The sequence below is a fragment of the Vibrio sp. TMPB1044 genome (assembly GCF_030442075.1).
Classification (GTDB): Bacteria; Pseudomonadota; Gammaproteobacteria; order Enterobacterales; family Vibrionaceae; genus Vibrio; species Vibrio satsumensis.
In genome coordinates, this window is sequence record NZ_JAUJED010000078.1 from 110,472 (window position 1) to 136,268 (window position 25,797).

Sequence of the window (25,797 nt, forward strand, 5' to 3'; positions counted from 1 at the left end):
TTAACTGAATAAGGATTGTTAAGGAGAACGTATGCGTACCATCGAACCTATTGTCCGCTGGGATGTGGCATTTTCTGTTTTCTGTTTAAAGAACCGTTACAGCGGGCAACATGCAACCTTGAGTAAAGCGGTGTCTCATACTGGAGATGGACACCTTTATGTTTTGATTGCTTTGGTTGCACTGCTGGCTGATAGCAACACCGGTCGAGATTTTCTTTTGGTGGGCTTAACCGCTTTTGCTATCGAACTGCCTATCTACTGGCTGGCCAAAAATACCCTCAAGCGCCGTAGACCAGCTGAATTCTCTTCACTGCTTCACTCTCATATTGTGCCATCCGATAAATACAGCCTGCCTTCAGGGCATTCCGCTGCGGCTTTTGTTATGGCGACCCTAATTGGACATTTCTATCCGAGCTTGTACCTCTTTAGCTTGGTGTGGGCAACTGCGATTGCAGGCTCTCGAATCCTGCTCGGTGTGCACTTTTTAACGGACGTACTGATTGGTGCAGCCTTGGGCATCGCTTGTACTAGCCTTGCTATCAGTTTCATCCTGTAATCATTTTGTTGGCAATCACTGCCGAGCTAAAGTGGTAAATTCAAAGGAACATGCATGAAAATTTTATATGGTGTACAAGGTACGGGGAATGGTCACATCGCGAGAGCGAGAGCAATGGCTGTGGCTTTTCGTCAGCAAAATATCGATGTCGATTTTCTATTCTCAGGTCGAGAAGCGAGTAAATACTTTTCGATGGAAGCGTTTGGCAACTATCAGACTCGCAGCGGCTTAACTTTTTACAGCGAGCAGGGGCAGGTTAAATACGGCAAAACATTCATCAAGAATAACATCTGGCGATTTCTCCGTGAGATTAACCAGATCGATCTTACGCCTTATGACTTAGTGATTAATGACTTTGAGCCTGTGACTGCATGGGCGGCTAAGCGGCAAGGTGTGCCATGCATTGGGATAAGCCACCAGAATGCGTTTCGTTATGATGTACCCAAAGAAGGGGGCAACTGGATTGAACATTCAGTGATTCAACATTTCGCTCCAACCGAGCACTCTATTGGTTTGCATTGGTATCACTTTGAACAGCCGATTTTACCACCTATTGTTCATACACCTATTGTTCACACGCTGGTTGGTAATGAACAAACCAAAACAGCACCAGATTTTACGTTGGTCTATTTGCCGTTTGAGGAGATTGAGTCGATCTCAGAGCTGCTGATGAAGTTCATTTCCCATAATTTTGTTTGCTACCACCCGAATGTCATTGAGCATAGCCGAGTCGAAAATATTGAGTTTAAACCACTCAGTCATGCAGGCTTTCAATTCGACCTAAACCAGTGCTCAGGTGTGGTAGCCAATGGCGGCTTTGAATTGCCATCTGAAGCCCTAACCTTGGGGAAAAAATTGCTTCTCAAACCACTCGAAGGACAGTTCGAACAACAGAGCAATGTGGCGACGCTAGAGGCTCTTGGATTAGCTCAAACCATGACCTTTTTAGATGCGGCTATCTTGCGTACTTGGCTCAGTGAAAAACAGGCTGAAGTGGTCACTTACCCTGACGTGGCAAGTGCACTCGTTGAATGGCTATTAGCGGGGAATTGGTCTAATCAAGACGACTTAAGAAAGCAACTTTGGGGCAAGGTAGATTTTCCAAGTTATGCATCGCTCACCTAACTCATAAGTGTTATTTCTGAATGGACGGGCCAACCAATTCATAGGTTCAATAAGTTGTAACAATTGTAACCAAACGATAGAACAGCTAAATAAGTCGAAATGAAACTCATAAGTGAAGCATTTTATGTTTTTTTATAACTCTATAAGTTTCTGATTTTTAGGTGTTATTTAATCATTAAGATAAAATAAAATTATTCTTTATCAATCTTGTTGGTAGCTCGAGATGTATTGGTTAATAGTAATGGTAATCCGAAAAGTATCGGTCTGATAAATATAAGAATTAGTGGTTATCTATTCCCATACCATTACCAATTTAACGCTGTCGAACCGACAAGAGGCAACTTGAATGTTAGAGAAAAAAGACGCAATGAGTGCAATTGCAAGCTACAGAATGGAAAGCACACTTCGTGGAGTTGACTTAAATCTTTTGACTGTATTTGATGCAGTTATGCAAGAACAAAACATTACACGTGCAGCTCACAATCTGGGTATGTCTCAGCCTGCTGTAAGTAACGCTGTTGCTCGTCTAAAAGTGATGTTTAACGACGAACTATTCATGCGTCAAGGTCGTGGTATTCAACCGACTCAACGTGCTCGTCAGTTGTTTGGTCCAATCCGCCAAGCGCTACAGTTAGTACGCAACGAACTACCAAGTTCTGTGTTCTCTCCAGAGTCGTCTTCTCGCCTGTTCAAACTTGCGATTTGCAGCCCTTGTGACATGCGTTTTGCTCCTAAGATTATGTCGACAATCAATGACCAAGCACCTAGCGTTAAACTGCACATGGATGCTGAATTCGATCGTCAACTTTCAGAGCGCATGCGCTACCAAGAAATCGACTTCGTTATTGATTACGCTCGTTTTGATGAGCAAGGCTTCTCAAGCACTGAAATCTTCCAAGATGAATTAGTTGTGGTTGCTTCTGCTTCTCACCCACGCATCAACGGTGAAGTTTCTGCGGCAGAGCTGCTTAACGAAAAACACGCAAAACTGTCTCGCATCCATGGTCAACGTAGCTTCTCTGAGCAAGCTTACCGTGACCTAGATTGCACGCCTTTCTATGAAGGTACGAGCTTGAGCAACGTTCTTTACGTTGTTGGTCAATCTGAACTAGTAACGATTGCTCCTCGTTGGATGGTAGAGCATGCAGCAAATAAAGAGCAGCTTCAGATTCTAGATTTCCCATTCGATAATGCGGCTATTTCTGGCTTCCTAAGCTGGCACGAATCAAGTGAAAAGGACAAAGGACACATTTGGTTACGAGATCAGTTAATGATGATCTGTGGTGAAGTCGTGGCACTTAACTAGACACTAATCCCTATGTTTTATAAGCCCTAAGCTAGGAGTCTGGCTTGGGGCTTTTTTGTACCTGCTATTTTTGTTGATAGAAAACTTAGCGTGAGACGTACTATTACTTATAACTTTGAGCTTCATCAGTTGCCTTTTCCATGATCAGAGGTACACTTGTGCGCTCAAAAAAGCTTACAGGTGTAAGCCAAAGGTAAAGAGATGGCCAATTTAGATTTTCATATCGTAAAAAGACTTCGTGACCAAATTGCCCAAGGCGGCAACCGTACAGCTTTGAAGCACAAAGTAGACAATGTATGGCAAGGCATTAGCTGGGAACAGTTTGGACAACAAATCGATACGCTTTCATTAGCACTGTTGGCTCAAGGACTGAGAGTTCAGGATAAGATCGGTATCTATTCGAATAATATGCCTCAATGGACAGTGGCAGATTTTGCATCTTTACAAGCGCGTCTTGTGACTGTGCCGATTTATCCGACGAACACAGCAGCACAGTCTTCTTACATCATCCAAAACGCAGATGTGAAGATCTTATTCGTTGGCGAACAGGTTCAATTCGATGCGGCTGTTAGCCTGTTTGAAGAGTGCGAACAGTTAGAAGTGGTTGTTGCTATGTCTGATGACATTGACCTTCAAGGCCACAACTTTGCAGTATCGTGGACTGACTTCATGGCGCGTGGCGTTGAAGCACAACAAGCTGAACTTGACATGCGTCTTGCTGATGCAAGCATGGACGACTTACTGACTCTTATCTATACCTCTGGTACCACAGGTCAGCCAAAAGGCGTAATGCTTGATTACACCAATATTGGCTACCAGTTAGAAGGCCACGATGAGCGCCTTAGCCTAAGCAAAGACGATGTCTCACTGTGTTTCCTACCTCTGTCACACGTATTTGAGCGTGCTTGGACGTTCTACGTTCTCTATAAAGGCGCAACCAACTGCTACCTGCAAGACACGATGCAAGTGCGTGATGCGTTAAGCGATGTGAAACCAACAGTAATGTGTGCGGTTCCACGTTTCTATGAGAAGATCTTCTCTGCGATTCACGAGAAGGTATCTAAAGCGCCATTTATTCGTAAAGTGCTATTTACTTGGGCGGTGAACATGGGAGCAAAGCTTTCAGTTTGTCACCAGGAAGGTCGTACTCCATCGTTAATTCTGAAAAAGAGCCATGCACTAGCCGATAAGCTTGTGCTATCTAAACTGCGCGCTCTACTAGGTGGCAACATCAACTTTATGCCATGTGGTGGCGCAAAGCTTGATGAGACGATTGGTCGTTTCTTCCATGCTATCGGTATCAACGTAAAACTTGGTTACGGCATGACAGAAACCACAGCAACAGTATCTTGTTGGGATGACCGCTGTTTTAACCCTGATTCGATTGGTATGTCGATGCCGGGCGCAGAAGTAAAAATTGGTGCGAAGGACGAGATTCTTGTTCGTGGTCCAATGGTGATGCGTGGCTATTACAAGATGCCAGAAGAGACAGCTAAGACATTCGATGAGCACGGTTTCTTGAAAACTGGTGATGCGGGTCATTTTGATGAAAATGGTAACCTGTTCATTACCGATCGTATCAAAGAGCTGATGAAAACCTCTGGTGGTAAGTACATTGCACCGCAAGTGGTGGAAGGCGCGATTGGTAAAGATCACTTTATCGAACAGATTGCTGTTATCGCTGATACGCGCAAATTCGTTTCTGCGCTGATTGTTCCTTGTTATGACTCACTAGAAGAGTATGCCAAAGAGCTTAATATCAAGTATCACGATCGCGTTGAGCTTGTTAAGCATCACCAAATCGTCGAGATGCTAGAAAAGCGTGTGAATGACCTACAGCAAGAACTGGCTAAGTTTGAGCAAGTGAAGAAATTCAAACTGCTACCAAAAGCATTTTCTATGGATGATGGTGAGCTGACACCAACTCAAAAATTGCGTCGTAAAGTTATCAACGATAAGTATCAAGACGAAATCGAAGAAATGTACAATGAAAAGCCAAAAGATAAGTAGTTTTCTGCTTAGATAAATTTTCAGTTGTTTAAAAATCCCCCTACGGATGTGATTGCATTTTTAGGGGGATTTTTTGTATCTAATGACACGCACAATGTGCGAAAACGCACGCCAGAAAGCTCGCTGTTAATCGAAAAATAGCGATCTTTCGAAATATTAAGTGCTTTTTTTTGTCTGGTAACCAGTTTTTAAATCTATCATTTAGGTCTTGGGTGGGTTTTATTTAATGCTTTGAGCTAATAGTTGGTTTTTTGGCACAGTGGCCGAATAACAGGTGTTAGACCAGATGATAATAAAGCGTTAAAGTTGTTTCGTATTACTGTTTGTTGTTATCACGACAGACAGCCATAGCCGAAAAAGTGGAAGTATTTCGAATTAGGCTACGAATAAGCCCTAGACTATGAAAAACCAGCCCAACATGTTCACCAAATATGATTGGAAACTGGTGAGGAGAGCAATATGACAACAAAACCTGAAACAGCAATGTTATCCGGCGCTGAGATGGTGGTGCAGTCTCTGATTGAAGAGGGTGTAGAACAAATCTTTGGTTACCCGGGTGGTTCTGTACTTGATATCTACGATGCGCTGCATGCTAAAACTGCTGAAATTAAACACGTATTAGTACGACACGAACAAGCCGCTACCCACATGGCAGATGGCTATACTCGTTCTACCGGTAAACCGGGTGTAGTACTTGTGTGTTCTGGTCCAGGTGCGACCAATACCGTTACTGGTATTGCAACAGCCTACATGGACTCAATCCCAATGATTGTTATTTCTGGTAACGTACCAAATAACCTTATTGGTAACGATGCCTTCCAAGAGTGTGACATCGTGGGTGTATCACGCCCGATCGTTAAACACAGCTTCTTAGTTAAGAAAGCGGAAGATATCCCTGAAGTCGTTAAAAAAGCATTCTATATTTCAACGACAGGACGTCCCGGTCCTGTGGTTATTGATCTGCCCAAAGACATCTTAAACCCACAAATCAAGCTTCCTTATGAATACCCAGAAACGATCAAAATGCGTTCGTACAACCCAACGGTTACGGGTCATAAAGGTCAGATTAAAAAGGCGCTAAAAGCCCTTCTTGAAGCGAAGAAGCCAGTACTTTACGTCGGTGGTGGTGCGGTTATTTCTGAGGCAGATAAACAGCTAATCAAATTAGCTGAAGCACTGAATTTACCCGTAGTAAGTACCCTAATGGGGCTTGGCGCTTTCCCTGGCACTCATAAGAACTCTTTGGGTATGCTAGGTATGCATGGTTTGTATGAGGCTAATATGGCGATGCATAATGCTGATCTTATCTTTGGTGTCGGTGTACGCTTTGATGACCGTACGACCAATAACCTGGATAAGTATTGCCCGAACGCAAAGATCATGCATATTGATATCGACCCATCGTCGATCTCTAAAAACGTGAAAGTGGATCTGCCTATCGTAGGTTCTGCGGAAAAAGTACTAGAAAGCATGGTTAACCTGCTGATTGAGCAGGGCGGCACTAACGATGCGCAAGCTCTAGAGTGCTGGTGGAGTGAAATCAAGCAGTGGCAAGATCGTGATTGCCTAGCTTATGAAAAATCTTCAGAGTGCATCAAACCACAACAAGTTATTGAAACACTTCATAAAGTAACTAATGGTGATGCTTACGTTGCTTCGGATGTAGGTCAGCACCAAATGTTTGCAGCATTGTACTACCCATTCAACAAGCCACGCCGTTGGATTAACTCTGGTGGCTTAGGCACGATGGGCTTTGGTCTGCCTGCTGGAATGGGGGTTAAGTTTGCTAAGCCAGACGAAGAAGTGGTTGTGGTAACGGGTGATGGCAGTATTCAGATGAACATCCAAGAGCTGTCGACTGCGCTGCAATATAATATCCCAGTTAAGATTATTAACCTTAACAACCGTTTCTTAGGCATGGTAAAACAGTGGCAAGACATTGTTTATCAAGGCCGTCACTCTAACTCATATATGGACTCTGTTCCTGATTTTGCTGCTATCGCCGAGGCTTACGGCCACGTTGGTATGCGTATTTCATCTCCGGATGAACTGGAATCAGGTTTGGAAAAAGCACTGGCGATGAAAGACCGTTTGGTATTTGTCGATATCAGTGTGGATGACACCGAGCACGTATACCCAATGCAGATCAAGGGCGAGGGTATGGATAACATGTGGCTAAGCAAAACGGAGAGAACATAATATGAGACACATCATTTCACTATTAATGGAAAACCAACCTGGTGCACTTTCTCGTGTGGTTGGCTTGTTTTCTCAGCGTGGCTACAACATCGAGTCTTTGAACGTATCTCCAACCGATGATCCGACGCTGTCTCGTCTGAACGTAACCACTAACTCAAGCGAAATGCAGCTTGAGCAGATCCAGAAACAGCTACATAAACTAATCGATGTACTTAAGGTACAAGAAGTATCTGAGCTTGAGCATATCGAGCGTGAGCTGTTGATGGTAAAAGTACGCGCGAGCGGCTTTGCTCGTGCAGAAGTGAAGCGCACGGCTGATATCTTCCGTGGCCAAATCGTTGATGTAACGGCTTCTCAATATACGGTTCAAATGGCCGGCACTAGCGAGAAGCTTGATGCCTTCATTCAGGCATTGTCTGAAGTGACGGAAGTGCTTGAAGTAGCTCGAAGTGGTGTTGTTGGCATCGCACGAGGCGAACGTGCGTTGAAAGCCTAGGCGATAAGTCTTTAAAAAACAACTTAAAAGCCGCTTTTGTAAGCGGCTTTTATTTTGTTAATTTTTTAGAGTGCTATAATCCCGCGCTGCACTTCCATTCATCTGAGTTAGCAATGCGAAATAAAAAATCAATAATTACATTGCTGATTATCTCTATCATACTGTCTTCTGCAGTATGCCTGTATTATTTACAGCGCTACAAAGAAGTAAAACAGCAGAGCTTTGACTACTCGGCTAAGCAAGCCGTCCATCAGTTAGTGTATGCCAAGCGAGATTATGATCTTCTTAAGACTCAGTTAGTCTCGGTAATGGAGCTACTAAGTCATAGCCAGAGTTTGGTTAACTTTGCTTCTTCTCCTTCAGACCAAACCAAAGGTCTACTTGAAGAGGTCTGGCAATCTGTTCTTGTGAATCAGAAGTGGTATACACAAATCCATCTGTTAGATATCACAGGTAAAGAACTGGTGCGGGTTAATTATTCCTCTGATACCGGTAGGGTGACGCTACCTCAACATCTGCAAGATAGGTCAGATTCTAACTACTTCCAATACGCTCAAAAACTAGAAGCCGAACAGATTGGCGGTTGGGGTATTGAGCTTGAAACGGAGCATGGTGAAGTCACCTTCCCGTATTCGCCGGTAATCCGTGTTTTTACCCCCGTAGAAACCCCAGACGAAAGAGTAGGCTACCTTGTCATCAATCTCGATGTATGGGGCTTATCGTCGCGTCTGAGCTTTTCACCTGATAACGATCTTCGAGCAGAAGTTCTCAATGACGCGGGCTACTTCATCGCGAGTAACAACAGCGGTAAGTTGTTCGGAGACTCTATTCCTGAAAGAAAAGGCTACAACCTGAAAAATATCGCGCCGAAGACATGGGATGCGATCTCCAATGATCAGGTAGGGTACGTTTTTGAAGATGGTAATTTGTTTGCCTTTAACACGGTTATGCTCGCGAACAGTCAAAAGGTTCATTTACTGATTCAACTTAATCACAAGCAATTGATGGATCGAGCTGAGCGTGATCTGAATGATCTGGCCTATGAAGAGATCATTGTTTTGATTACGGTGCTGATTTTCGCTTTCCCGTTTGCTTACATTGTGACGCACTATCGACGCCGAAGTCTAGAGAGTAAATTGGCACGCGCCGCATTGAATGGCATGTCGGCAGTGATGATCTCTGACAAGCAACACCGCACAATGATGATCAACAACGAATTTGAAAACATGACTGGGTACAGTAAAAAACAAGTTATTGGCCAGAATGCATTGCAGTTGTTGCTTGAGAATACCGACCAAGTGCTCTCAAGTTCGACCATCTGGAGCCATTTAGAACAAGAAGAAGTATGGGAAGGGGAAGTTCAGTGTAAGAACAAGTTACGTATTCCTTTTACTGCGATCATGCGAGTTCATGTGGTCAAAAACAGTTCGGGCAAAGTCAGCTACTACATCACTTCGTTGGTTGATATTTCCGTAAGGAAGGAGCTTGAGGTGCGTTTGAGGATCTTAAGTGAACGCGACTCTTTGAGTAATCTTTGGAACCGACGAAAGTTCGAAGAGCAGTTAGCTTACTATTCTCGCTTGGTTGAGCGTTATCCTAATGAAGCGACTACGTGCTTAGCCTTAGTCGATATCGATAACTTTAAGCGAATCAATGACGAACTTGGCCACGATGAAGGCGACCGTGTGATTGCAAGTGTTGCTAAGCTTCTGCAAGATAGCCTTCGTGGGACTGACTTTGTTGCACGTGTCGGAGGAGAAGAGTTTGCACTCTTGATGCCACACACCTCACTGCCGGAAGCAAAACGCGTATTGGAACGATTACGAATCGAGATTGAGCTAGCAGCTGGAACTAAGGTAACGGTGAGTGTTGGCTTTACGGATTTAACCAGTAACAGCACTCGTTCATATAAGTGTGCTGATGTTGCACTTTACGAATCTAAATCGTCTGGCCGTAATACGGTCTCTATGTGTCCTAGCTACGATGATGTCGCTTAGGTTCGCTTCTACCTAGTCCTCTTTTCTATTTGCTTAACTTCTTCAAGCGGCTCCCCGACTCATTTTGCCTTTCCCCCCTTTTTATTAGGAATCTCACTTTTGAATGACCTATGTCACAAAATCTATACAGTTAGACTAAAGTCTAATGCTGGTGAAAATTTGAGCTAAAATGAACAATAAGTAAACTACTTTGCTTCAGATTACATCGTGTGAAACGATATAATAAATTGAGTGTTTACCAGATGTAAAAGGATGACACCGTTAACTTAATTCAGCTGGTTAGCTAGCCTTATCAATAACTTGAAAGGCAGCAGTAGAATTAGGTTAGCTGGAGCAAGAGTTTGGGGATCATACAGTCTGGTTAAAAGAGGCGTGGTATGTTTGTCGATTTTTTAGTGAGGTTAACCATAGGCACATTAGCCATTCTTGGCTTTCAGCTTAGTGCATTGTATTTTTTACCTATGGTTGTGCTGCTCAATACTCATCACAAAGAGTTTTTTGGGTGGTAGTTCAGTCGTGGTACTGGAAAAAAAAACGGAGCCGTTGGGCTCCGTTTTTATTTGGTGAGAATTTATCTTGGCATTATGCCGCTTCGATAACTTCTTCAATTCGTTTCATTGAACCTAGTAAGTGTTGATCAAGCAGTTCTGTCGCTTGTTCTACATTCTTAGAGAGTACTAGCTTCATGATCATTTCGTGCTCATCAATATTGAACAGATCATCAGATGCGCTTTCTGCAGACATAGCGAGGAAGCGGTAACGTTTCACTTGGTTAATTAGGTCATCAAAGAACTTAAACATGTTCTCTGAATCAGCGCCTTCAAGTAACGCAACATGGAACTGCTGATGGCGCTCTTCCCACTCAACACAATCAAACTCTTCAGATACGTACTGCACTCGCGACAGTTTATGGTAAGACGTTAATACATCTAGTTCCCAGCTCTCATCACCCGCTGAAATCGCTTTTTTAAGCAGAACAGAAGAGACAACACGAAGGCTTTCGTAGAGATCATTCAGTTCTTTCTTTGATACAGGAGATACCCAGCAGCCTTTTTGTGGCTCTAGCTTTACGTATTTGCTCCAAGATAATTGTACCAAGGCTTCACGAATAGGGGATGCGCCAACGTTGTAGCGTGCTTTTAGATCAGCAACAACGAGCTTTTGGCCTGGGGTTAACTCACCATTAAGAATATCTTGGCGAATCATCTTTGATACTTTGTCAGTGAGCGTAGGACTAGACATTACAAACCTCATCTATATATGATTTCTAGTCTGCTAATCCGTCTCTTAGAAAGAGCCAATTGGAAGTTAACAGTACGTAGTTCTATTGTGATTGATAATACAGCGTACTGAAAAGTTAGGCAAGATTTTGTTTCATAAAAAAAGAGGGCCGAAGCCCTCTTTTATATTTTATGCGAATCGGTTCATTCTTATAGAACGTGAACAGATGCCGTGTTTGTAGTACCAGAAGCTACTAGAGCACCAGAAACCATAACTACGATGTCGCCTTTGTTACCTAGGCCAGATTGTAGAGCGATTTCTTTACCGTTGATGTAGAACGCGTCTGTGTTCTCGATAGAGTCAACAAGAACTGGCTTAACACCTTTAGTAAGAACTAGCTGTGCAGCTGTCTTTTCGTTAGTTGTTAGAGCAAGGATGTTTGCAGTTGGGAAGTACTTACGTACTGAACGTGCAGACTTACCGCCTTCAGTTGCAACAACGATTAGAGGAGCAGCTAGCTTCTCTGCAGTGTCTACAGCGCCTTTACATACTGCTTCAGTGATGCGTAGACGTGGGCTGTCTAGACGAGAACCTAGCTCGGCTTTAAGAGCTGAATCAGTACGGTTCGCGATTTGAGCCATGATAGTAACAGCTTCAACTGGGTACTTACCTTTAGCAGTTTCACCAGAAAGCATTACAGCATCAGTACCATCCATGATTGCGTTCGCAACGTCACCCGCTTCTGCACGAGTTGGACGTGGGTTGCTGATCATAGAGTCAAGCATTTGAGTTGCAGTGATAACCATCTTACGTGCACGGTTACACTTCTCGATCATCATCTTCTGAGCGAAGATTACTTCTTCAGCTGGGATTTCAACACCTAGGTCACCACGAGCAACCATGATGCCGTCAGAAGCTTCAAGGATTGAATCGAAGTTATCTACACCTTCTTGGTTTTCAATCTTAGAAATGATGTGGATGTTCTCGCCGCCGTTAGCGTTTAGAAGCTCACGGATTTCTTTAACGTCTTCTTCTTTACGGATGAAAGAAGCAGCAACGAAATCAACGCCTTGCTCACAACCAAACTTAAGGTCAGCTTTGTCTTTCTCAGAAAGAGCTGGAAGTTGAACAGAAACGCCAGGAAGGTTAACACCTTTGTTTTCGCCTAGAGCACCGTTGTTAAGAACTTTACACTTAACTTCAGTTTCTGTTGTTGCGATAACTTCCATTTCGATTAGGCCGTCATCAACAAGGATAGTGTTACCCGCTGTTAGGTCTTTAGCGAAACCTAGGTAAGTTACTGCTACTACGTCTTTGTTACCAACAACTGTTGCGTCAGTTGTGAAAGTGAACTCTTGACCAGCTACTAGATCTACGTCGTTACCATCTTCAAGCTTGATAGTACGGATTTCTGGACCTTTAGTATCTAGAAGGATAGCAAGTTGCTCACCTTTGTTTTCCATTACTTTACGGAAGTTCGCGATACGAGTGCCGTGCTCTGCGAAATCACCGTGAGAGAAGTTAAGACGCATAACGTTCATGCCAGCATCTACTAGTTCAGTTAGCTTCTCTACAGATTCAGTTTTAGGGCCAATCGTACATACGATTTTGGTCTTTTTCATGGAAGGTACTCTCCGGTAAGTATTGTTACAATTTGAAATTTATTTAAGTTCTGAAGATTGGTCCGCTACATCAACATTTTGTGCCTGTTGTGTAAAAGCGCGGGACTTCCAATATGTCCTTCAGAGTTGTAAGTCTTTCATCAATTTTAGTCATTTTATGACCAAAAGATTTTGATTCAATATCGGTTTTATGTGACTTACCCCACTATATAGGCGGTAAGTTGCAAAAAAATAACAGTCAGTTTTGTAATTTTTTTTCTTTTCGGGTGCGGATTCTACCACCTAATGAGTTCAATATCACTGCTTAACAATTGTCTTAGGACAAGGTTTTATCGCTATTTATTAATTTTTTGGATCAAAATAAATGGACTAAATAGTTTCGTTGCAACTATAATATCTTTCATATCGAAACTTAATGGTCTTTTTTAAATGTCGAAACGAAACACGCAGCTCAGAAGACATGCAATTTCTAACTTAGTGAATGAAAAAGGGGAGGTTAGTGTTGATGAATTATCCGCTAAGTTCGAAACCTCAGAGGTCACTATTAGAAAGGACTTGGCGTCTTTAGAGAAAAACGGTCAGCTTTTACGCCGTTATGGTGGTGCGATTTCGTTACCGAAAGAGGTTGTTAATGAAGAACTGGGTCAACAAGTTTCGACTCGAAAGGTTTCATTGGCAAAAGCCGCTGCAGATTTAATTCGCGACCATAACCGCATCGTGATCGATAGTGGCAGTACTACAGGTGCCCTAATTCAGCAGCTTAATGCCAAGCGTGGCTTGGTTGTTATGACCAACTCATTGCACGTCGCTAATGCGCTTAATGAGCTTGAAAGCGAGCCTACATTATTAATGACTGGCGGCACTTGGGATACGCATTCGGACTCTTTCCAAGGCAAAGTCGCAGAGTCGGTGCTTCGCGCTTACGATTTTGACCAACTATTCATCGGGGCCGATGGTATCGACCTTGATAGAGGTACAACCACGTTTAATGAGTTGGTTGGCCTAAGCAAAGTAATGGCTGAAGTGTCACGAGAAGTGATCGTGATGGTTGAGTCGGAAAAGGTGGGACGAAAGATCCCGAACTTAGAGCTGGCATGGGAACACATTGACATCTTAATTACAGATACAGACTTAGGCGAAGAATCCATAGCAAGTATCGAATCACATGATGTTCGCGTGATCCTGACCGATCCAGCGTAAAAACAAATTTAAGTATTATGCATTTACCTTCCTATAATTGATCTTAATAAAGATATGGCCTTTGCTTGCTGCCAATAGGAATAAACGAAATTGATGGAGTAAAACTATGTGTGGAATTGTTGGTGCAGTAGCACAGCGTGATGTAGCCGAAATTTTAGTAGAAGGCCTTCGCCGCCTAGAATACCGAGGCTACGATTCAGCGGGTGTCGCTGTAGTTGATACCGAAGCTAACTTAACTCGTGTCCGCCGCCTTGGTAAAGTACAAGAGCTCGCTGACGCGGTAGACGAGCAACATGTGATTGGTGGTACAGGTATCGCTCACACTCGTTGGGCAACACACGGTGAGCCATCTGAAGCGAACGCCCACCCACACATGTCTGGCGATATTGCCGTTGTGCACAATGGCATTATCGAAAACCACGAAGCACTGCGCGCTATGCTGCAAGAGCGTGGCTACGTGTTTACTTCACAAACAGATACAGAAGTTATCGCTCACTTAGTTGAGTGGGAACTTCGCACTTCAGCTTCTTTGGTTGAAGCGCTACAGAAAACCGCAAAACAATTAGACGGCGCGTACGGCACGGTTGTTGTTGATCGTAAAGATCCTAGCCGTATCGTTGTGGCTCGTTCTGGTAGCCCTATCGTTATTGGTTTTGGTGTGGGTGAGAACTTCCTGGCATCAGACCAACTTGCACTGCTAAGTGTAACTCGTCGCTTCATGTACCTAGAAGAAGGTGATGTTGCTGAGGTTACTCGTCGTGATGTAACGGTATTTGATGTAGCGGGTGAGCGTGTAGAGCGTGAAATCGTAGAATCAAACGCAGAACATGATGCTGGTGATAAAGGTCAATACCGTCACTTCATGCAGAAAGAGATCTTCGAACAGCCAACCGCGCTGATCAACACAATGGAAGGTCGTATCTCTGACACTTCGGTTATCACTAACGCGATTGGTGTTAAAGCGGAAGAGATCTTAAGCAAGGTTGAACATGTACAGATCATCGCATGTGGTACCTCTTATAACTCAGGCATGGCAGCTCGCTACTGGTTTGAATCTCTAGCTGGCGTAAGCTGTGACGTAGAGATCGCCTCTGAGTTCCGTTACCGTGACTTCGTTGTTCGCCCGAATAGCCTATTGGTGACTCTGTCTCAGTCTGGTGAAACTGCGGATACGCTTGCTGCACTTCGTCTTGCAAAAGAGAAGGGCTACATGTCAGCAATGACCATCTGTAACGTTGCCGGTTCTTCGCTGGTTCGTGAATCTGACTTTGCTTTTATGACTCGCGCAGGAACGGAGATCGGTGTTGCTTCTACGAAAGCGTTCACAACTCAACTAGCAGCAATGCTGATGATGGTTACTTCAATTGGTCGCCTACAAGGTCGTATCAATGAAGAGAAAGAAGCGGAAATCGTAAAAGCACTGCACGACTTGCCAGCTGACATTGAGAAAGCACTCGCGTTTGACAAAGAGATCGAAGCGTTAGCACCTGACTTTGCTGATAAGCACCATACTCTGTTTTTAGGTCGTGGTGAGTTCTACCCAATCGCGATGGAAGCGTCTCTTAAACTGAAAGAGATCTCTTACATCCACGCAGAAGCATACGCGGCTGGTGAGCTTAAGCACGGTCCTTTGGCTCTTATAGATGCAGATATGCCAGTTGTCGTTATTGCACCAAGTAACGACTTGCTAGAGAAGCTGAAATCAAACGTTGAAGAAGTCCGTGCTCGTGGTGGCCTGTTGTATGTATTTGCAGATGAAGCTGCTGGTTTCGAAAGCGATGAGAACATGAAGATTATCAAGATGCCTCACGTAAGTGAAGTAACGGCATCTATCTACTACACAATACCAATGCAGCTGCTGTCTTACCATGTTGCGTTGATCAAAGGTACCGACGTTGACCAACCTCGTAATCTAGCGAAAGCTGTTACCGTTGAATAATCGTGCACTTGATAAGATATAGATAACAAGAAGCCCATCCAGTGATGGGCTTCTTTATGTCTGTTACTTAAAGCTTTAGCGTCACTAAGCGCTCAGTGCTTGCTCTAGGTCAGCCAAGATATCGTCAATGTGCTCAATACCTACTGAGAGGCGAATCATCTCTGGTGATACTCCGGCTTGTTTCTGTTCAGCTTCGCTTAATTGACGGTGTGTTGTAGAAGCAGGGTGACAAGCCAGAGACTTGGCATCACCAATGTTCACCAAGCGCTTGAAGATTTGTAGCGCGTCGTAGAAGCGGACACCTGCTTCATAACCGTCCTTCAAACCAAAAGACAGAATAGCCGATGGTTTACCCTGCATGTATTTTTCAGCAAGCGGGTAGAACTCAGACGTTGGTAAACCAGCGTAGCTCACCCAACTTACTTTCTCATGTTGCTGAAGGTACTCCGCTACTTTCAATGCGTTTTCTGTGTGTCGCTCCATGCGTAACGACAACGTCTCCAAACCTTGCATCAACATGAAAGCATTCATGGGTGACAGTGCTGCACCTGTATTGCGTAGTGGAACCGTTCTAGCGCGACCAATAAATGCAGCCTCACCAAAGGCTTCGGTATAAACCACGCCATGATAAGAAGGCTCTGGCTGATTAAACACAGGGAAGCGGTCCTTGTGCTGTGCCCATGGGAATTTACCTGAGTCGACAATCACGCCACCTAACGTTGTACCGTGACCACCCACGTATTTGGTTAGTGAGTGCACCACGATGTCGGCACCAAAATCGATAGGTTTACACAGCACAGGCGTTGCCACCGTATTATCAACAATTACAGGCACACCTTGTGCGTGAGCAAGTTCTGCAACACGCTCTAAGTCGATAATATTACCTGCTGGGTTACCAATACTTTCACAGTAAACCGCCTTAGTTTTTTCATCGATCAGTGCCGCTAAGCTTTCAGGTTTGTCGTCTTTAGCAAAACGAACTTCAATTCCTTGGTTTGGCAGCATGTGAGCAAATAGAGTGTAAGTACCACCGTAAAGCTGAGGCGTTGAAACAATGTTGTCACCTATTTGTGCCAACGTCTGAATCGCGTAGTTGATCGCAGCACTGCCTGCACTCACGACTAAGCCTGCAATCCCACCTTCTAAGGCCGCCATGCGTTTTTCTAACACGTCATTGGTTGGATTCATTATCCGTGTGTAGATATTACCTGGCACCGCAAGGTTGAAGAGATCGGCGCCGTGTTGTGCGTCATCGAATTCGTACGCGACGGTTTGATAAATAGGTGTGGCAACCGATTTGGTTGTTGGATCAGTGTCGTAACCGAAGTGAATCGAGAGTGTTTCGTCTTTCATGAGTCTTCCCTGAACTATTGAATGATTTGTGTACACTCATATTGCCGATTTTTTTATAAAAGAAAAGTATGTTTAGTCACAGAGAGGCAATTGGAATTGTATGCGGGACGATTCGATATTGGTTAGGAAGTGCAGGGCGTGAGTTGTACAGATTTAGAAAAGCAAAAAGCCAGAGCAGCATGAACTGTTCTGGCTTTTCTAATTTGGTGGCCCCTCCCAGATTTGAACTGGGGACCGAACGATTATGAGTCGTGCGCTCTAACCACTGAGCTAAGGGGCCGTAGGGCATAGATTATAGGGGAAGCATTCAGTGGTGTCTAGACACTATAAGGGGCAATTCCGCTTACATCTTAGCCACTTAAATCACACAGATAAAAAAAAGGTGAGCCAACGCTCACCTTTTCTTATTTATGCTTAAAAGCTAACCACACTAAAGCGTGTGATTACTCGTCTAGGAAGCTACGCAGAGTTTCTGAGCGGCTTGGGTGACGAAGTTTACGCAGTGCTTTTGCTTCGATCTGACGGATACGTTCACGAGTTACGTCGAACTGCTTGCCCACTTCTTCAAGAGTGTGGTCAGTGTTCATGTCGATACCGAAACGCATACGCAGTACTTTAGCTTCACGAGGTGTTAGGCCAGCAAGAACGTCTTTAGTTGCACCGCGTAGGCTTGTTGCCGTTGCAGAGTCTAAAGGTAGTTCTAGCGTTGTATCCTCGATGAAATCACCTAGGTGCGAATCTTCGTCGTCACCGATTGGTGTCTCCATTGAGATTGGCTCTTTAGCGATTTTCAGTACTTTACGGATCTTGTCTTCAGGCATTTGCATGCGTTCAGCCAGTTCTTCCGGAAGTGGTTCACGACCCATCTCTTGTAGCATTTGACGAGAGATACGGTTTAGTTTGTTGATCGTTTCGATCATGTGAACCGGAATACGGATAGTACGAGCTTGGTCGGCAATCGAACGAGTGATTGCTTGACGGATCCACCAAGTAGCGTAAGTAGAGAACTTATAACCACGACGGTATTCAAACTTATCTACGGCTTTCATCAGACCGATGTTACCTTCTTGGATTAGATCCAGGAATTGTAGACCACGGTTTGTGTACTTCTTAGCAATCGAGATTACTAGACGTAAGTTCGCTTCAACCATCTCTTTCTTCGCACGACGAGCTTTCGCTTCACCGATAGACATACGACGGCTGATATCTTTGATGCTTTGAACAGTAAGAGACGTTTCACGTTCGATCATATCCAGTTTTTGGATAGAGCGACGGATGTCGTGCTCGTTACGTTTGATCTTTTCTGCGTATGGCTTGTCTGAAGCAAGAACTTCATCCAACCATGCTTCGCTAGATTCGTTACCAGTAAATAGAGCAATGAAAGATTTCTTCGGCATTTTGCCGTACTCAACCGTTTGACGCATGATTAGACGTTCTTGAGTACGTACGCGATCCATAGAGTTACGCAGTTCGTTTACTAGGTAATCAAACTGTTTTGGTGTTAGACGGAACTCTTTGAATACGTCTTGCATCATTGTCGTTGCAAGCGTTGCTTTCGGGCTTTCATGGCCGTACTCGTTGATCGCTAGCTGACGGTTCTGGTAGCTAGTACGAAGCGCTGTGAACTTCTCAAGAGCAAGCTCAGGATCGATACCTGTATCTTCTTCTTCCTCTTCCTCGTCGTCTTCAGCGTCTTCTTTGTCTTCGTCTTCCAGATCAGTTTCAGCAAGTTCTGAACCGATGTGAGTCGCCGTTGGCGCAGCTGTGCCATCGTCGTCTGGGTCAACAAAGCCATTGATTAGGTCTGTTAAGCGAATCTCTTCTGCTTGTACGCGGTCAAACTGTTCCAAGATGTATGGAATAGTGCCTGGGTACTCAGCAACCGATAGTTGAACTGTATTGATACCATCTTCAATACGTTTCGCAATGTCGATTTCGCCTTCACGAGTCAGTAGTTCAACCGTACCCATTTCACGCATGTACATACGAACTGGGTCAGTAGTACGGCCAATCTCGCTTTCTACGCTTGAAAGCGCAGCAGCTGCAGCTTCGGCTGCATCTTCATCTATATTGGCATCGTCATCATTAAGTGCTAGATCATCAGCATCAGGTGCAGTTTCAACTACCTTGATACCCATGTCGTTGATCATTTGAATGATGTCTTCTACCTGTTCAGAATCCACGATTTCTGCAGGTAGGTGGTCGTTTACTTCGGCGTAGGTCAGATAGCCTTGTTCCTTGCCTTTAATAACAAGTAATTTTAGCTGTGACTGCGGATTTTGATCCATAGATGATATCCAACTTCAGGTCTGGTGAAGGACGTTGCATTCTCAAATGCAAACCAATTATGTTAACAAATTTATTAAATGCTGACTAATCAAACAGGGTTACGCTTTTAGATCTAGCATTAAAGCTAGTAGCTCCCTTTTTTCTTCGGCTGATAAACCGACGCTTCTTGCTTTGGCCTGCAGGTTTTCAATTTGTTTTTCAACGCACTGGGCAAGTATGTTGTCCAATGAGTCTAAAAATATGTCTTCTTGATTGTCTTCGTCGAGGGGGATTTCCCAGCTCGCGAGACGAGACAGAAGAGCCTCATGTTTATTGTGTCGCCAATGCTCTAATAATTGGCCTGTGTTGATATGGGGATGCTCGTGGCATTTATCAAGTACTTCGACGAATAAACTTAGTCCGGGCAACTGTAAGCCTTTGACACTTGATAAATCCGGTACCATATCAGCATAGCTCGGATTTTGGATAAGCAAAGCGATAACTTCACGCATTGGAGTGCGCTTCAGCTCTTTATGTGGTTGAGGTGTCGGGTTCTGTGTATGAACACGCGCACGTCTCAATTGGTTATCAAATCCAGTTCGCTCATCGAGCAGTTTTTCGAGCAATTCTTGGAAGTAACTGTCAGGGATTTTATTAATCAAGGCGCTGGCGTGTGCACGCAGTGCTGATTTCCCTTCGGTTGTTCCCAAGTTTAACTTGTGTATTTCAATCAGGTTATCGAACAAATAGGTCGACAGTGGCGTCGCATTGTGGACCAGCTGTTCAAAAGCGGCTTTGCCATGCTCTCTAATATAGCTGTCTGGATCTTCACCGTCGGGCAAGAATAGAAACTTAAGCGTGTTACCGGTTTTCAGGTATTCAAGCGCGTTTTCTAGTGCGCGCCATGCGGCCTCTTTACCTGCTCGGTCACCATCGTAACAACAAACCACAGTGCTGGTTTGACGGAACAACATTTGAACGTGGTCGCCAGTTGTCGAGGTGCCCAGTGATGCCACTGAGTAATCGACACCATATTGCGCAAGTGCCACGACATCCATATAACCTTCAACCACAAGTATTTGCGGCGGTTCACGGTAGGCCTGCAGCACTTCATAAAGGCCGTAAAGCTCTTTACCTTTATGGAAGATAGGCGTTTCTGGTGAGTTCAGATATTTTGGTGTGCCGTCTTCTAATACGCGACCACCAAACCCGATAACTCGGCCACGCCGATCGCGAATCGGGAACATTACGCGTCCACGGAATCGGTCGTATCGGTTACCTTTATCGTTCTCGATTAACATGCCGCCAGTCACGAGCATGTCTTGTGCTTCCTTCTGTTGGCCAAAGTTCTTACGAACTAAGTCCCACTCATCGGCCACATAACCAATGCCAAACTTCTGGACGATTTCGCCCGAAAGACCACGATTCTTTAGGTAATCAATCGCAGGTTTGTTGGCTGATATTTTCAATTGAGAGCGGTAAAAATTACTGATGCCGCCCATCAAATCGTAGAGGTTACGTTTTTGTTCGCTGTTGGCTCTTGGTGCTGTTGATATCTCGCCGCTGCGCTGCTCTCTAGGAACATCGAGGCCTAAGAAAGAGGCAAGCTCTTCAATAGCTTCAACAAAATCGAGACGTTCGAACTCCATAATGAAGTCGATAGCATTACCGTGTACGCCACAACCAAAGCAGTGATAAAACTGTTTTTCTTGGCTTACGCTAAAAGAAGGGGTCTTTTCGTTGTGGAATGGACAACAAGCACCATAGTTTTTACCTTTTTTCTTAAGTTTCACGCGTGCGTCTACAATGTCGACAATGTCGAGACGCGCTAGGAGATCATCGATGAAACTACGCGGGATGTGTCCTGCCATAAAACCTTAGAAAAATGCACTAACTGAGAGTGTGGATAATAATAGTTTGAATAGGTTACAGATACAAACAAGCCGTGCGTTCCGAAGGATTGCACGGCTTGTTGCAATTTGATTTGGGATTAAGCGAGTTTAGAACGAACTAAACCACTAACTTTACCCATATCTGCACGCCCTTGAATTTGTGGTTTCAAGATAGCCATTACTTTACCCATGTCTTGCATGCCCGCTGGTTGAGCTTCGGCGATTGCGCTATCAAGTAGTGCAATAACTTCTTCATCAGTTAGCGGTTGAGGCATAAAGCCTTCAAGTACCGTAATTTCTGCTTTTTCCACGTCAGCAAGATCTTGACGATTTGCCGATTCATATTGAGCAACAGAATCGCGACGTTGCTTAACCATTTTAACTAATACAGCAAGAATGTCGTCGTCGTTCAGAGTGATCCGTTCGTCAACTTCACGTTGCTTAATTGCTGAAAGAGCTAAGCGGATAGTGCCAAGGCGCGGTTTGTCCTTGGCTTTCATCGCTAATTTTTGCTCTTCTTTGAGTTGTTCAATAAGAGCCATAACTCAGTCCTTATGGATTAAGTTATTAGTACAGGCGAACGCGACGTGCGTTTTCGCGAGCTAGCTTCTTAGCGTGACGCTTTTGAGCTGCTGCTTTAGCGCGTTTGCGAACTGTAGTTGGCTTTTCGTAGTGCTCGCGACGGCGAACTTCAGAAAGGATACCTGCTTTTTCACAAGAGCGCTTGAAACGACGTAGTGCAACGTCGAACGGTTCGTTTTCACGTACTTTAACTATTGGCATATGCCTTTCACCTCAGGGGTTATTCATTATCGCTGGCTACTCAGTACCAAATCAGAGAAGTTACCCATCGAGCTAACTCTCTATTCGTGTTTGGCCATTAACCAGCTTGATCAAAAATGGTGCGGAATTTTAATCCGATCACAGTGGCTTTGTAAAGCACTTTGTCGATTATAGTCTGTACAATATTTGTTTGAAGAGCTTAGGCAGGGTAATATTGCGCTAATTTCCCATTTTAGACGAAAGCGTGCCGAGAAAATTATGCGCATTATTGGTATTGAAACCTCTTGTGATGAAACAGGAATCGCGATTTATGATGATGAGCAAGGGCTGCTTTCTCATCAATTATATAGCCAAGTAAAGTTGCACGCCGATTACGGTGGTGTGGTGCCTGAGCTAGCGTCGCGTGACCACGTGAAAAAAACAATTCCTCTTATTAAAGCGGCATTAGCTGAAGCGAACCTAACGTCGAAAGACATTGATGGTGTGGCTTACACAGCTGGCCCTGGTTTAGTGGGTGCACTGCTGGTTGGTGCAACGATTGGTCGCAGTATTGCTTATGCGTGGGGCGTGCCTGCTGTGCCTGTTCACCATATGGAAGGTCACCTTCTTGCGCCAATGCTAGAAGATAACCCACCACCATTCCCATTTGTGGCTCTGCTGGTTTCTGGCGGGCATACCATGATGGTAGAAGTGAAAGGTATTGGTGAATACCGAATCCTTGGTGAATCGATTGATGATGCGGCGGGTGAAGCGTTTGATAAAACCGCGAAACTGATGGGCTTAGATTACCCTGGTGGTCCACTGCTATCTCGTTTGGCGGAAAAAGGCACTCCGGGTCGTTTTAAGTTCCCGCGCCCAATGACCGATCGTCCGGGGTTAGATATGAGCTTTTCTGGTCTGAAGACGTTCGCAGCGAATACCATTCGTGATAACGATAATGATGACCAAACTCGCGCTGATATCGCTTATGCCTTCCAAGAAGCCGTTTGTGCAACCTTAGTAATCAAGTGTAAGCGCGCCTTGGTTGAAACGGGTATGAAACGTATAGTGATTGCTGGCGGTGTAAGTGCCAACAAACAACTGCGTGTTGAGCTTGAAGCTCTTGCTAAGAAAATCGGTGGTGAGGTGTACTACCCACGCACAGAATTCTGTACAGATAACGGTGCGATGATCGCTTATGCGGGCATGCAGCGCTTGAAGAATGGCGAAACGGCTGATTTGTCTGTTCATGCCACACCGCGTTGGCCTATTGACCAGCTAGAGCCAATTGCGTAATTGACTATAGTGTTTCGATAAACGGTCGCCTTGTGCGGCCGTTTTTATATCCTAGCTTACCGACTGTATGTCGATAAATAATTGCTGATAGAGATTAGGGAAGAAGATGAACAAGTTCACAGTAGACAATCAATCGATGGCGTACCTAGATGAAGGTCAAGGCCCTGTTGTTGTATTCGGTCACAGCTATCTTTGGGATAGTGCAATGTGGCAGCCACAGGTTGAGGCTCTAAAAGCTCAGTATCGCTGCATTGTTCCAGAGCTTTGGTCTCATGGTGAATCACAAGCTGCTCCGAACTCGATGCGTAACCTGAAAGATTACGCTCAACATGTTTTGGCACTGCTTGATCACCTAAACATCGATAAGTTCTCAGTGGTTGGTTTATCGGTTGGTGGTATGTGGGGCACGGAACTTGCCGAATTAGCGCCTGCACGAATCAAGTCTTTGGTACTTATGGATACCTTTGTTGGTTTAGAGCCAGAAGTTGCCCATGCGAAATACTTCAGCATGCTAGACACCATTTCTCAAACTAAGATGGTTCCTCAACCGATTGTTGAAGCGGTTGTCCCACTGTTCTTTGCGAATGATGCTCAAACCAATACGCCAACTTTAGTGGAAGGTTTTACTCAGCAGTTATCTGCTCTTGAGGGCGAGAACGCTGAAGAAGTGGCTCGAATTGGTCGAATGGTGTTTGGACGTCGAGATATGATTGAGTCGGTAGAGAACTTTGCTCTGCCTGTTTTGATTGCTGTAGGACAGGAAGATAAACCACGTCCGGTACTTGAGTCATACTTAATGCACGATTGCATTACGGGCAGTGAATTAGTGGTGATTCCTGGCGCTGGTCATATTAGTTCGTTAGAGCAACCAGAGTTTGTGAACACAATGCTGAAGACGTTTTTAGATAAGCACCTGCTGTAACCTTCTTACCCTTAAAATGATCGGCTTAAACCTGTATATTCAAACGGATATATAAGGTTAAGCCGATTTTTTTTGTCCGAGTTTTGGCTCACTGCCATCGAGTAGGCGACGGATATTCTGATGGTGACGTAGCACAATCAAACAACACAACATGGCTACAGGCAGTGTGTATTGAGGTTTGACTAACCAAGCGTAGAAAGGTGCGAGCAACACAGTAACCAGTGCCGCTAAAGAAGAGTAACGAAACAAAAAAGCCACAATCAACCAAGTCGCCATGATCATACCGGTTAGATCGAATCCTATTGGGGCGATAGCGCCGAGTGCAGTTGCGACGCCTTTACCACCTTTAAAGTGGAAGAATATTGGGTACATATGGCCAAGACAAGCAGCAATCGCCACTACACCTAAAATGATCGAGTCGATATTGAGGTAGTAGCCAAGCCAGACAGGGATGGTGCCTTTCAGCATGTCACACAGGAGGACAGCAGCAGCTGCGCCTTTGCCGCCAACGCGCAGTACATTGGTGGCTCCAGGGTTATTGGAGCCTACCGTTCTTGGATCAGGAAGTCTTAAGACTCGGCATATCAAGACCGCACTAGAGATTGAACCTAGCAAATAGGCTGCAATGATCATGATTAGTGCCAATGGGGTCATGTCTTTCCTTAAACGGTTATAAGCCTAGCGATGGGAAAATAATGCTCAATCCAAGAGTAATTGATATCATATCTCGAATTACGCAAATAATACGTTTTTTTCCCCAATATGGGTATCCGACCTCTAAAAGGACAAGTCATGGCATTGGATAAAGTTTTCATTGAACAGCTAGAAGTAATTACAACGATCGGTGTTTACGATTGGGAACAAGAGATTAAACAAAAACTTGTGCTTGATATTGAAATGGCTCATGACAACCGCCCAGCAGGTAAGAGTGATGATGTGGTTGATGCTTTGGATTACTCGACAGTGAGTACTGCTGTGCTTGACCATATTGCGAATGGCCGATTCCTATTGGTGGAGCGTGTGGCAGAAGAAGTCGCTGAATTGATCATGACTCAATTCTCTGTACCTTGGATTAAAATCCGTTTAGCTAAACCGGGCGCAGTGCCGCAAGCAAAAGCCGTTGGCGTAGTCATCGAACGAGGTCAAGCATGACAATAGCCTATGTTGGCGTTGGCACGAACATAGACCGCGATAAGCATGCAAGGGTGGCATGGACAGAGCTTCAATCGTTAGGGACTAACCTTAAATGTTCTAAAATCTATCACTGTGAGCCCGTGGGTTTTAATAGCCATCCGTTTTATAACTTTGTGATAGAGCTCGACACGTCACTCTCATTGACTGAATTTTCACAGCAGCTGCGTACAATTGAGTTTAAATGGGGTCGCTCTCAAGATGCGCACAAACTTCAAGATCGAAAACTCGATCTTGATATTGTGCTGTTTGGAGAGGTGGTTTCTGAGCGCGAACCAGAATTACCACGCAGTGATATCTACAAATATCCTTTTGTAACGCAACCGCTTTATGATCTTTGTCCTGCGAGAGTGATCCCGCAAGACGGAAGAACCGTCAGTGAAATATGGCAGAAGATGCAGCAATTAGACTCGCTCTCTGTCGTAGATATAAAACTATAATT

21 protein-coding genes and 1 tRNA gene are annotated in these 25,797 nt (G+C 44.5%); 13 read left to right on the top strand and 9 right to left on the bottom strand.

Annotated elements, in window-relative coordinates:
- Positions 1–31 precede the first annotated feature (31 nt).
- The 7 genes from QQ041_RS22815 to QQ041_RS22845 all read left to right on the top strand — a co-directional run bounded on the left by QQ041_RS22815 (position 32) and on the right by QQ041_RS22845 (position 9,689).
- Positions 32–556, top strand: coding sequence for a phosphatase PAP2 family protein (locus QQ041_RS22815; RefSeq protein WP_146490494.1), 525 nt, complete (start codon positions 32–34; stop codon positions 554–556).
- 54 nt (positions 557–610) lie between these two features.
- Positions 611–1,681, top strand: a complete 1,071-nt coding sequence (locus QQ041_RS22820; protein WP_146490495.1) for an MJ1255/VC2487 family glycosyltransferase — start codon at positions 611–613, stop codon at positions 1,679–1,681.
- A gap of 346 nt (positions 1,682–2,027) precedes the next feature.
- A complete protein-coding gene (gene leuO / locus QQ041_RS22825; protein WP_060983006.1) occupies positions 2,028–2,987 on the top strand; it encodes a transcriptional regulator LeuO in 960 nt (319 codons plus the stop codon).
- 201 nt (positions 2,988–3,188) lie between these two features.
- On the top strand, positions 3,189–4,997 hold the full coding sequence (locus tag QQ041_RS22830) for a long-chain fatty acid--CoA ligase (RefSeq protein WP_146490496.1): 1,809 nt from the start codon (positions 3,189–3,191) through the stop codon (positions 4,995–4,997).
- A gap of 459 nt (positions 4,998–5,456) precedes the next feature.
- Complete coding sequence (locus QQ041_RS22835; RefSeq protein WP_146490497.1) at positions 5,457–7,196, top strand: acetolactate synthase 3 large subunit; 1,740 nt, start codon at positions 5,457–5,459, stop codon at positions 7,194–7,196.
- A 1-nt stretch (position 7,197) separates the two neighbouring features.
- Complete coding sequence (gene ilvN, locus QQ041_RS22840; RefSeq protein WP_008219984.1) at positions 7,198–7,692, top strand: acetolactate synthase small subunit; 495 nt, start codon at positions 7,198–7,200, stop codon at positions 7,690–7,692.
- A 113-nt stretch (positions 7,693–7,805) separates the two neighbouring features.
- Entirely contained in the window at positions 7,806–9,689 is a 1,884-nt protein-coding gene (locus QQ041_RS22845; RefSeq protein WP_285955135.1) for a GGDEF domain-containing protein, read from the top strand.
- Between the two features lie 582 nt (positions 9,690–10,271).
- On the opposite strand, the gene QQ041_RS22850 is transcribed toward QQ041_RS22845, so the two are convergent.
- Positions 10,272–10,943, bottom strand: a complete 672-nt coding sequence (locus QQ041_RS22850) for a GntR family transcriptional regulator (protein WP_019826885.1) — start codon at positions 10,941–10,943, stop codon at positions 10,272–10,274.
- A 176-nt stretch (positions 10,944–11,119) separates the two neighbouring features.
- A complete protein-coding gene (pykF, locus tag QQ041_RS22855; RefSeq protein WP_017061403.1) occupies positions 11,120–12,532 on the bottom strand; it encodes a pyruvate kinase PykF in 1,413 nt (470 codons plus the stop codon).
- Positions 12,533–12,961: 429 nt separating this feature from the next.
- Between pykF and QQ041_RS22860 the strand changes: the two genes are divergently transcribed.
- Both QQ041_RS22860 and glmS read left to right on the top strand, forming a co-directional pair.
- Positions 12,962–13,732 (top strand): DeoR/GlpR family DNA-binding transcription regulator, encoded by a 771-nt coding sequence (locus QQ041_RS22860; RefSeq protein WP_146490499.1) that lies wholly within the window; start codon positions 12,962–12,964, stop codon positions 13,730–13,732.
- Between the two features lie 106 nt (positions 13,733–13,838).
- Positions 13,839–15,671, top strand: coding sequence for a glutamine--fructose-6-phosphate transaminase (isomerizing) (gene glmS, locus QQ041_RS22865; protein WP_285955136.1), 1,833 nt, complete (start codon positions 13,839–13,841; stop codon positions 15,669–15,671).
- Between the two features lie 84 nt (positions 15,672–15,755).
- Here glmS and QQ041_RS22870 read toward each other — a convergent pair whose 3' ends face one another.
- From QQ041_RS22870 to rpsU, 6 genes are all read right to left on the bottom strand, one after another.
- A complete protein-coding gene (locus tag QQ041_RS22870) occupies positions 15,756–17,024 on the bottom strand; it encodes an O-acetylhomoserine aminocarboxypropyltransferase/cysteine synthase family protein (RefSeq protein ID WP_146490501.1) in 1,269 nt (422 codons plus the stop codon).
- A gap of 204 nt (positions 17,025–17,228) precedes the next feature.
- Positions 17,229–17,304, bottom strand: a tRNA-Ile gene (locus tag QQ041_RS22875).
- A 163-nt stretch (positions 17,305–17,467) separates the two neighbouring features.
- The gene (gene rpoD / locus QQ041_RS22880; RefSeq protein ID WP_017061407.1) at positions 17,468–19,312 is read right to left on the bottom strand and encodes an RNA polymerase sigma factor RpoD; all 1,845 of its coding nucleotides are present in this window, start codon (positions 19,310–19,312) and stop codon (positions 17,468–17,470) included.
- 99 nt (positions 19,313–19,411) lie between these two features.
- Positions 19,412–21,163 (bottom strand): DNA primase, encoded by a 1,752-nt coding sequence (gene dnaG, locus QQ041_RS22885; RefSeq protein ID WP_017061408.1) that lies wholly within the window; start codon positions 21,161–21,163, stop codon positions 19,412–19,414.
- 119 nt (positions 21,164–21,282) lie between these two features.
- Positions 21,283–21,726 (bottom strand): GatB/YqeY domain-containing protein, encoded by a 444-nt coding sequence (locus QQ041_RS22890; RefSeq protein WP_017069475.1) that lies wholly within the window; start codon positions 21,724–21,726, stop codon positions 21,283–21,285.
- Between the two features lie 25 nt (positions 21,727–21,751).
- On the bottom strand, positions 21,752–21,967 hold the full coding sequence (rpsU, locus tag QQ041_RS22895; protein WP_004396009.1) for a 30S ribosomal protein S21: 216 nt from the start codon (positions 21,965–21,967) through the stop codon (positions 21,752–21,754).
- Between the two features lie 258 nt (positions 21,968–22,225).
- Between rpsU and tsaD the strand changes: the two genes are divergently transcribed.
- Together tsaD and QQ041_RS22905 are read left to right on the top strand one after the other, a co-directional pair.
- On the top strand, positions 22,226–23,242 hold the full coding sequence (tsaD, locus tag QQ041_RS22900) for a tRNA (adenosine(37)-N6)-threonylcarbamoyltransferase complex transferase subunit TsaD (RefSeq protein WP_019826876.1): 1,017 nt from the start codon (positions 22,226–22,228) through the stop codon (positions 23,240–23,242).
- Between the two features lie 106 nt (positions 23,243–23,348).
- Positions 23,349–24,164 (top strand): alpha/beta hydrolase, encoded by an 816-nt coding sequence (locus QQ041_RS22905; RefSeq protein WP_285955137.1) that lies wholly within the window; start codon positions 23,349–23,351, stop codon positions 24,162–24,164.
- Positions 24,165–24,221: 57 nt separating this feature from the next.
- Here the strand turns inward: QQ041_RS22905 and plsY are convergent, their stop codons facing one another.
- A complete protein-coding gene (gene plsY / locus QQ041_RS22910) occupies positions 24,222–24,818 on the bottom strand; it encodes a glycerol-3-phosphate 1-O-acyltransferase PlsY (RefSeq protein WP_061019074.1) in 597 nt (198 codons plus the stop codon).
- Between the two features lie 138 nt (positions 24,819–24,956).
- Between plsY and folB the strand changes: the two genes are divergently transcribed.
- Positions 24,957–25,316 (top strand): dihydroneopterin aldolase, encoded by a 360-nt coding sequence (folB, locus tag QQ041_RS22915; RefSeq protein ID WP_146490504.1) that lies wholly within the window; start codon positions 24,957–24,959, stop codon positions 25,314–25,316.
- Positions 25,313–25,795: a 2-amino-4-hydroxy-6-hydroxymethyldihydropteridine diphosphokinase gene (gene folK, locus QQ041_RS22920; protein WP_146490505.1), complete on the top strand. Its 483-nt coding sequence runs from the start codon at positions 25,313–25,315 to the stop codon at positions 25,793–25,795. The genes folB and folK overlap by 4 nt, the downstream gene beginning before the upstream one ends.
- The last annotated feature ends 2 nt before the right edge of the window (positions 25,796–25,797 follow it).

Excerpts from the sequence above, each read along its gene's own strand:
- QQ041_RS22850 (WP_019826885.1), bottom strand. The coding sequence starts at position 10,943 with ATGAGGTTTGTAATGTCTAGTCCTACGCTCACTGACAAAGTATCAAAG.
- folK (WP_146490505.1), top strand. The coding sequence starts at position 25,313 with ATGACAATAGCCTATGTTGGCGTTGGCACGAACATAGACCGCGATAAG.
- plsY (WP_061019074.1), bottom strand. The coding sequence starts at position 24,818 with ATGACCCCATTGGCACTAATCATGATCATTGCAGCCTATTTGCTAGGT.
- leuO (WP_060983006.1), top strand. The coding sequence starts at position 2,028 with ATGTTAGAGAAAAAAGACGCAATGAGTGCAATTGCAAGCTACAGAATG.
- QQ041_RS22890 (WP_017069475.1), bottom strand. The coding sequence starts at position 21,726 with ATGGCTCTTATTGAACAACTCAAAGAAGAGCAAAAATTAGCGATGAAA.
- QQ041_RS22830 (WP_146490496.1), top strand. The coding sequence starts at position 3,189 with ATGGCCAATTTAGATTTTCATATCGTAAAAAGACTTCGTGACCAAATT.
- QQ041_RS22870 (WP_146490501.1), bottom strand. The coding sequence starts at position 17,024 with ATGAAAGACGAAACACTCTCGATTCACTTCGGTTACGACACTGATCCA.
- pykF (WP_017061403.1), bottom strand. The coding sequence starts at position 12,532 with ATGAAAAAGACCAAAATCGTATGTACGATTGGCCCTAAAACTGAATCT.
- QQ041_RS22815 (WP_146490494.1), top strand. The coding sequence starts at position 32 with ATGCGTACCATCGAACCTATTGTCCGCTGGGATGTGGCATTTTCTGTT.
- QQ041_RS22905 (WP_285955137.1), top strand. The coding sequence starts at position 23,349 with ATGAACAAGTTCACAGTAGACAATCAATCGATGGCGTACCTAGATGAA.
- folB (WP_146490504.1), top strand. The coding sequence starts at position 24,957 with ATGGCATTGGATAAAGTTTTCATTGAACAGCTAGAAGTAATTACAACG.
- rpoD (WP_017061407.1), bottom strand. The coding sequence starts at position 19,312 with ATGGATCAAAATCCGCAGTCACAGCTAAAATTACTTGTTATTAAAGGC.
- tsaD (WP_019826876.1), top strand. The coding sequence starts at position 22,226 with ATGCGCATTATTGGTATTGAAACCTCTTGTGATGAAACAGGAATCGCG.
- dnaG (WP_017061408.1), bottom strand. The coding sequence starts at position 21,163 with ATGGCAGGACACATCCCGCGTAGTTTCATCGATGATCTCCTAGCGCGT.
- QQ041_RS22860 (WP_146490499.1), top strand. The coding sequence starts at position 12,962 with ATGTCGAAACGAAACACGCAGCTCAGAAGACATGCAATTTCTAACTTA.
- glmS (WP_285955136.1), top strand. The coding sequence starts at position 13,839 with ATGTGTGGAATTGTTGGTGCAGTAGCACAGCGTGATGTAGCCGAAATT.
- ilvN (WP_008219984.1), top strand. The coding sequence starts at position 7,198 with ATGAGACACATCATTTCACTATTAATGGAAAACCAACCTGGTGCACTT.
- rpsU (WP_004396009.1), bottom strand. The coding sequence starts at position 21,967 with ATGCCAATAGTTAAAGTACGTGAAAACGAACCGTTCGACGTTGCACTA.
- QQ041_RS22835 (WP_146490497.1), top strand. The coding sequence starts at position 5,457 with ATGACAACAAAACCTGAAACAGCAATGTTATCCGGCGCTGAGATGGTG.
- QQ041_RS22845 (WP_285955135.1), top strand. The coding sequence starts at position 7,806 with ATGCGAAATAAAAAATCAATAATTACATTGCTGATTATCTCTATCATA.
- QQ041_RS22820 (WP_146490495.1), top strand. The coding sequence starts at position 611 with ATGAAAATTTTATATGGTGTACAAGGTACGGGGAATGGTCACATCGCG.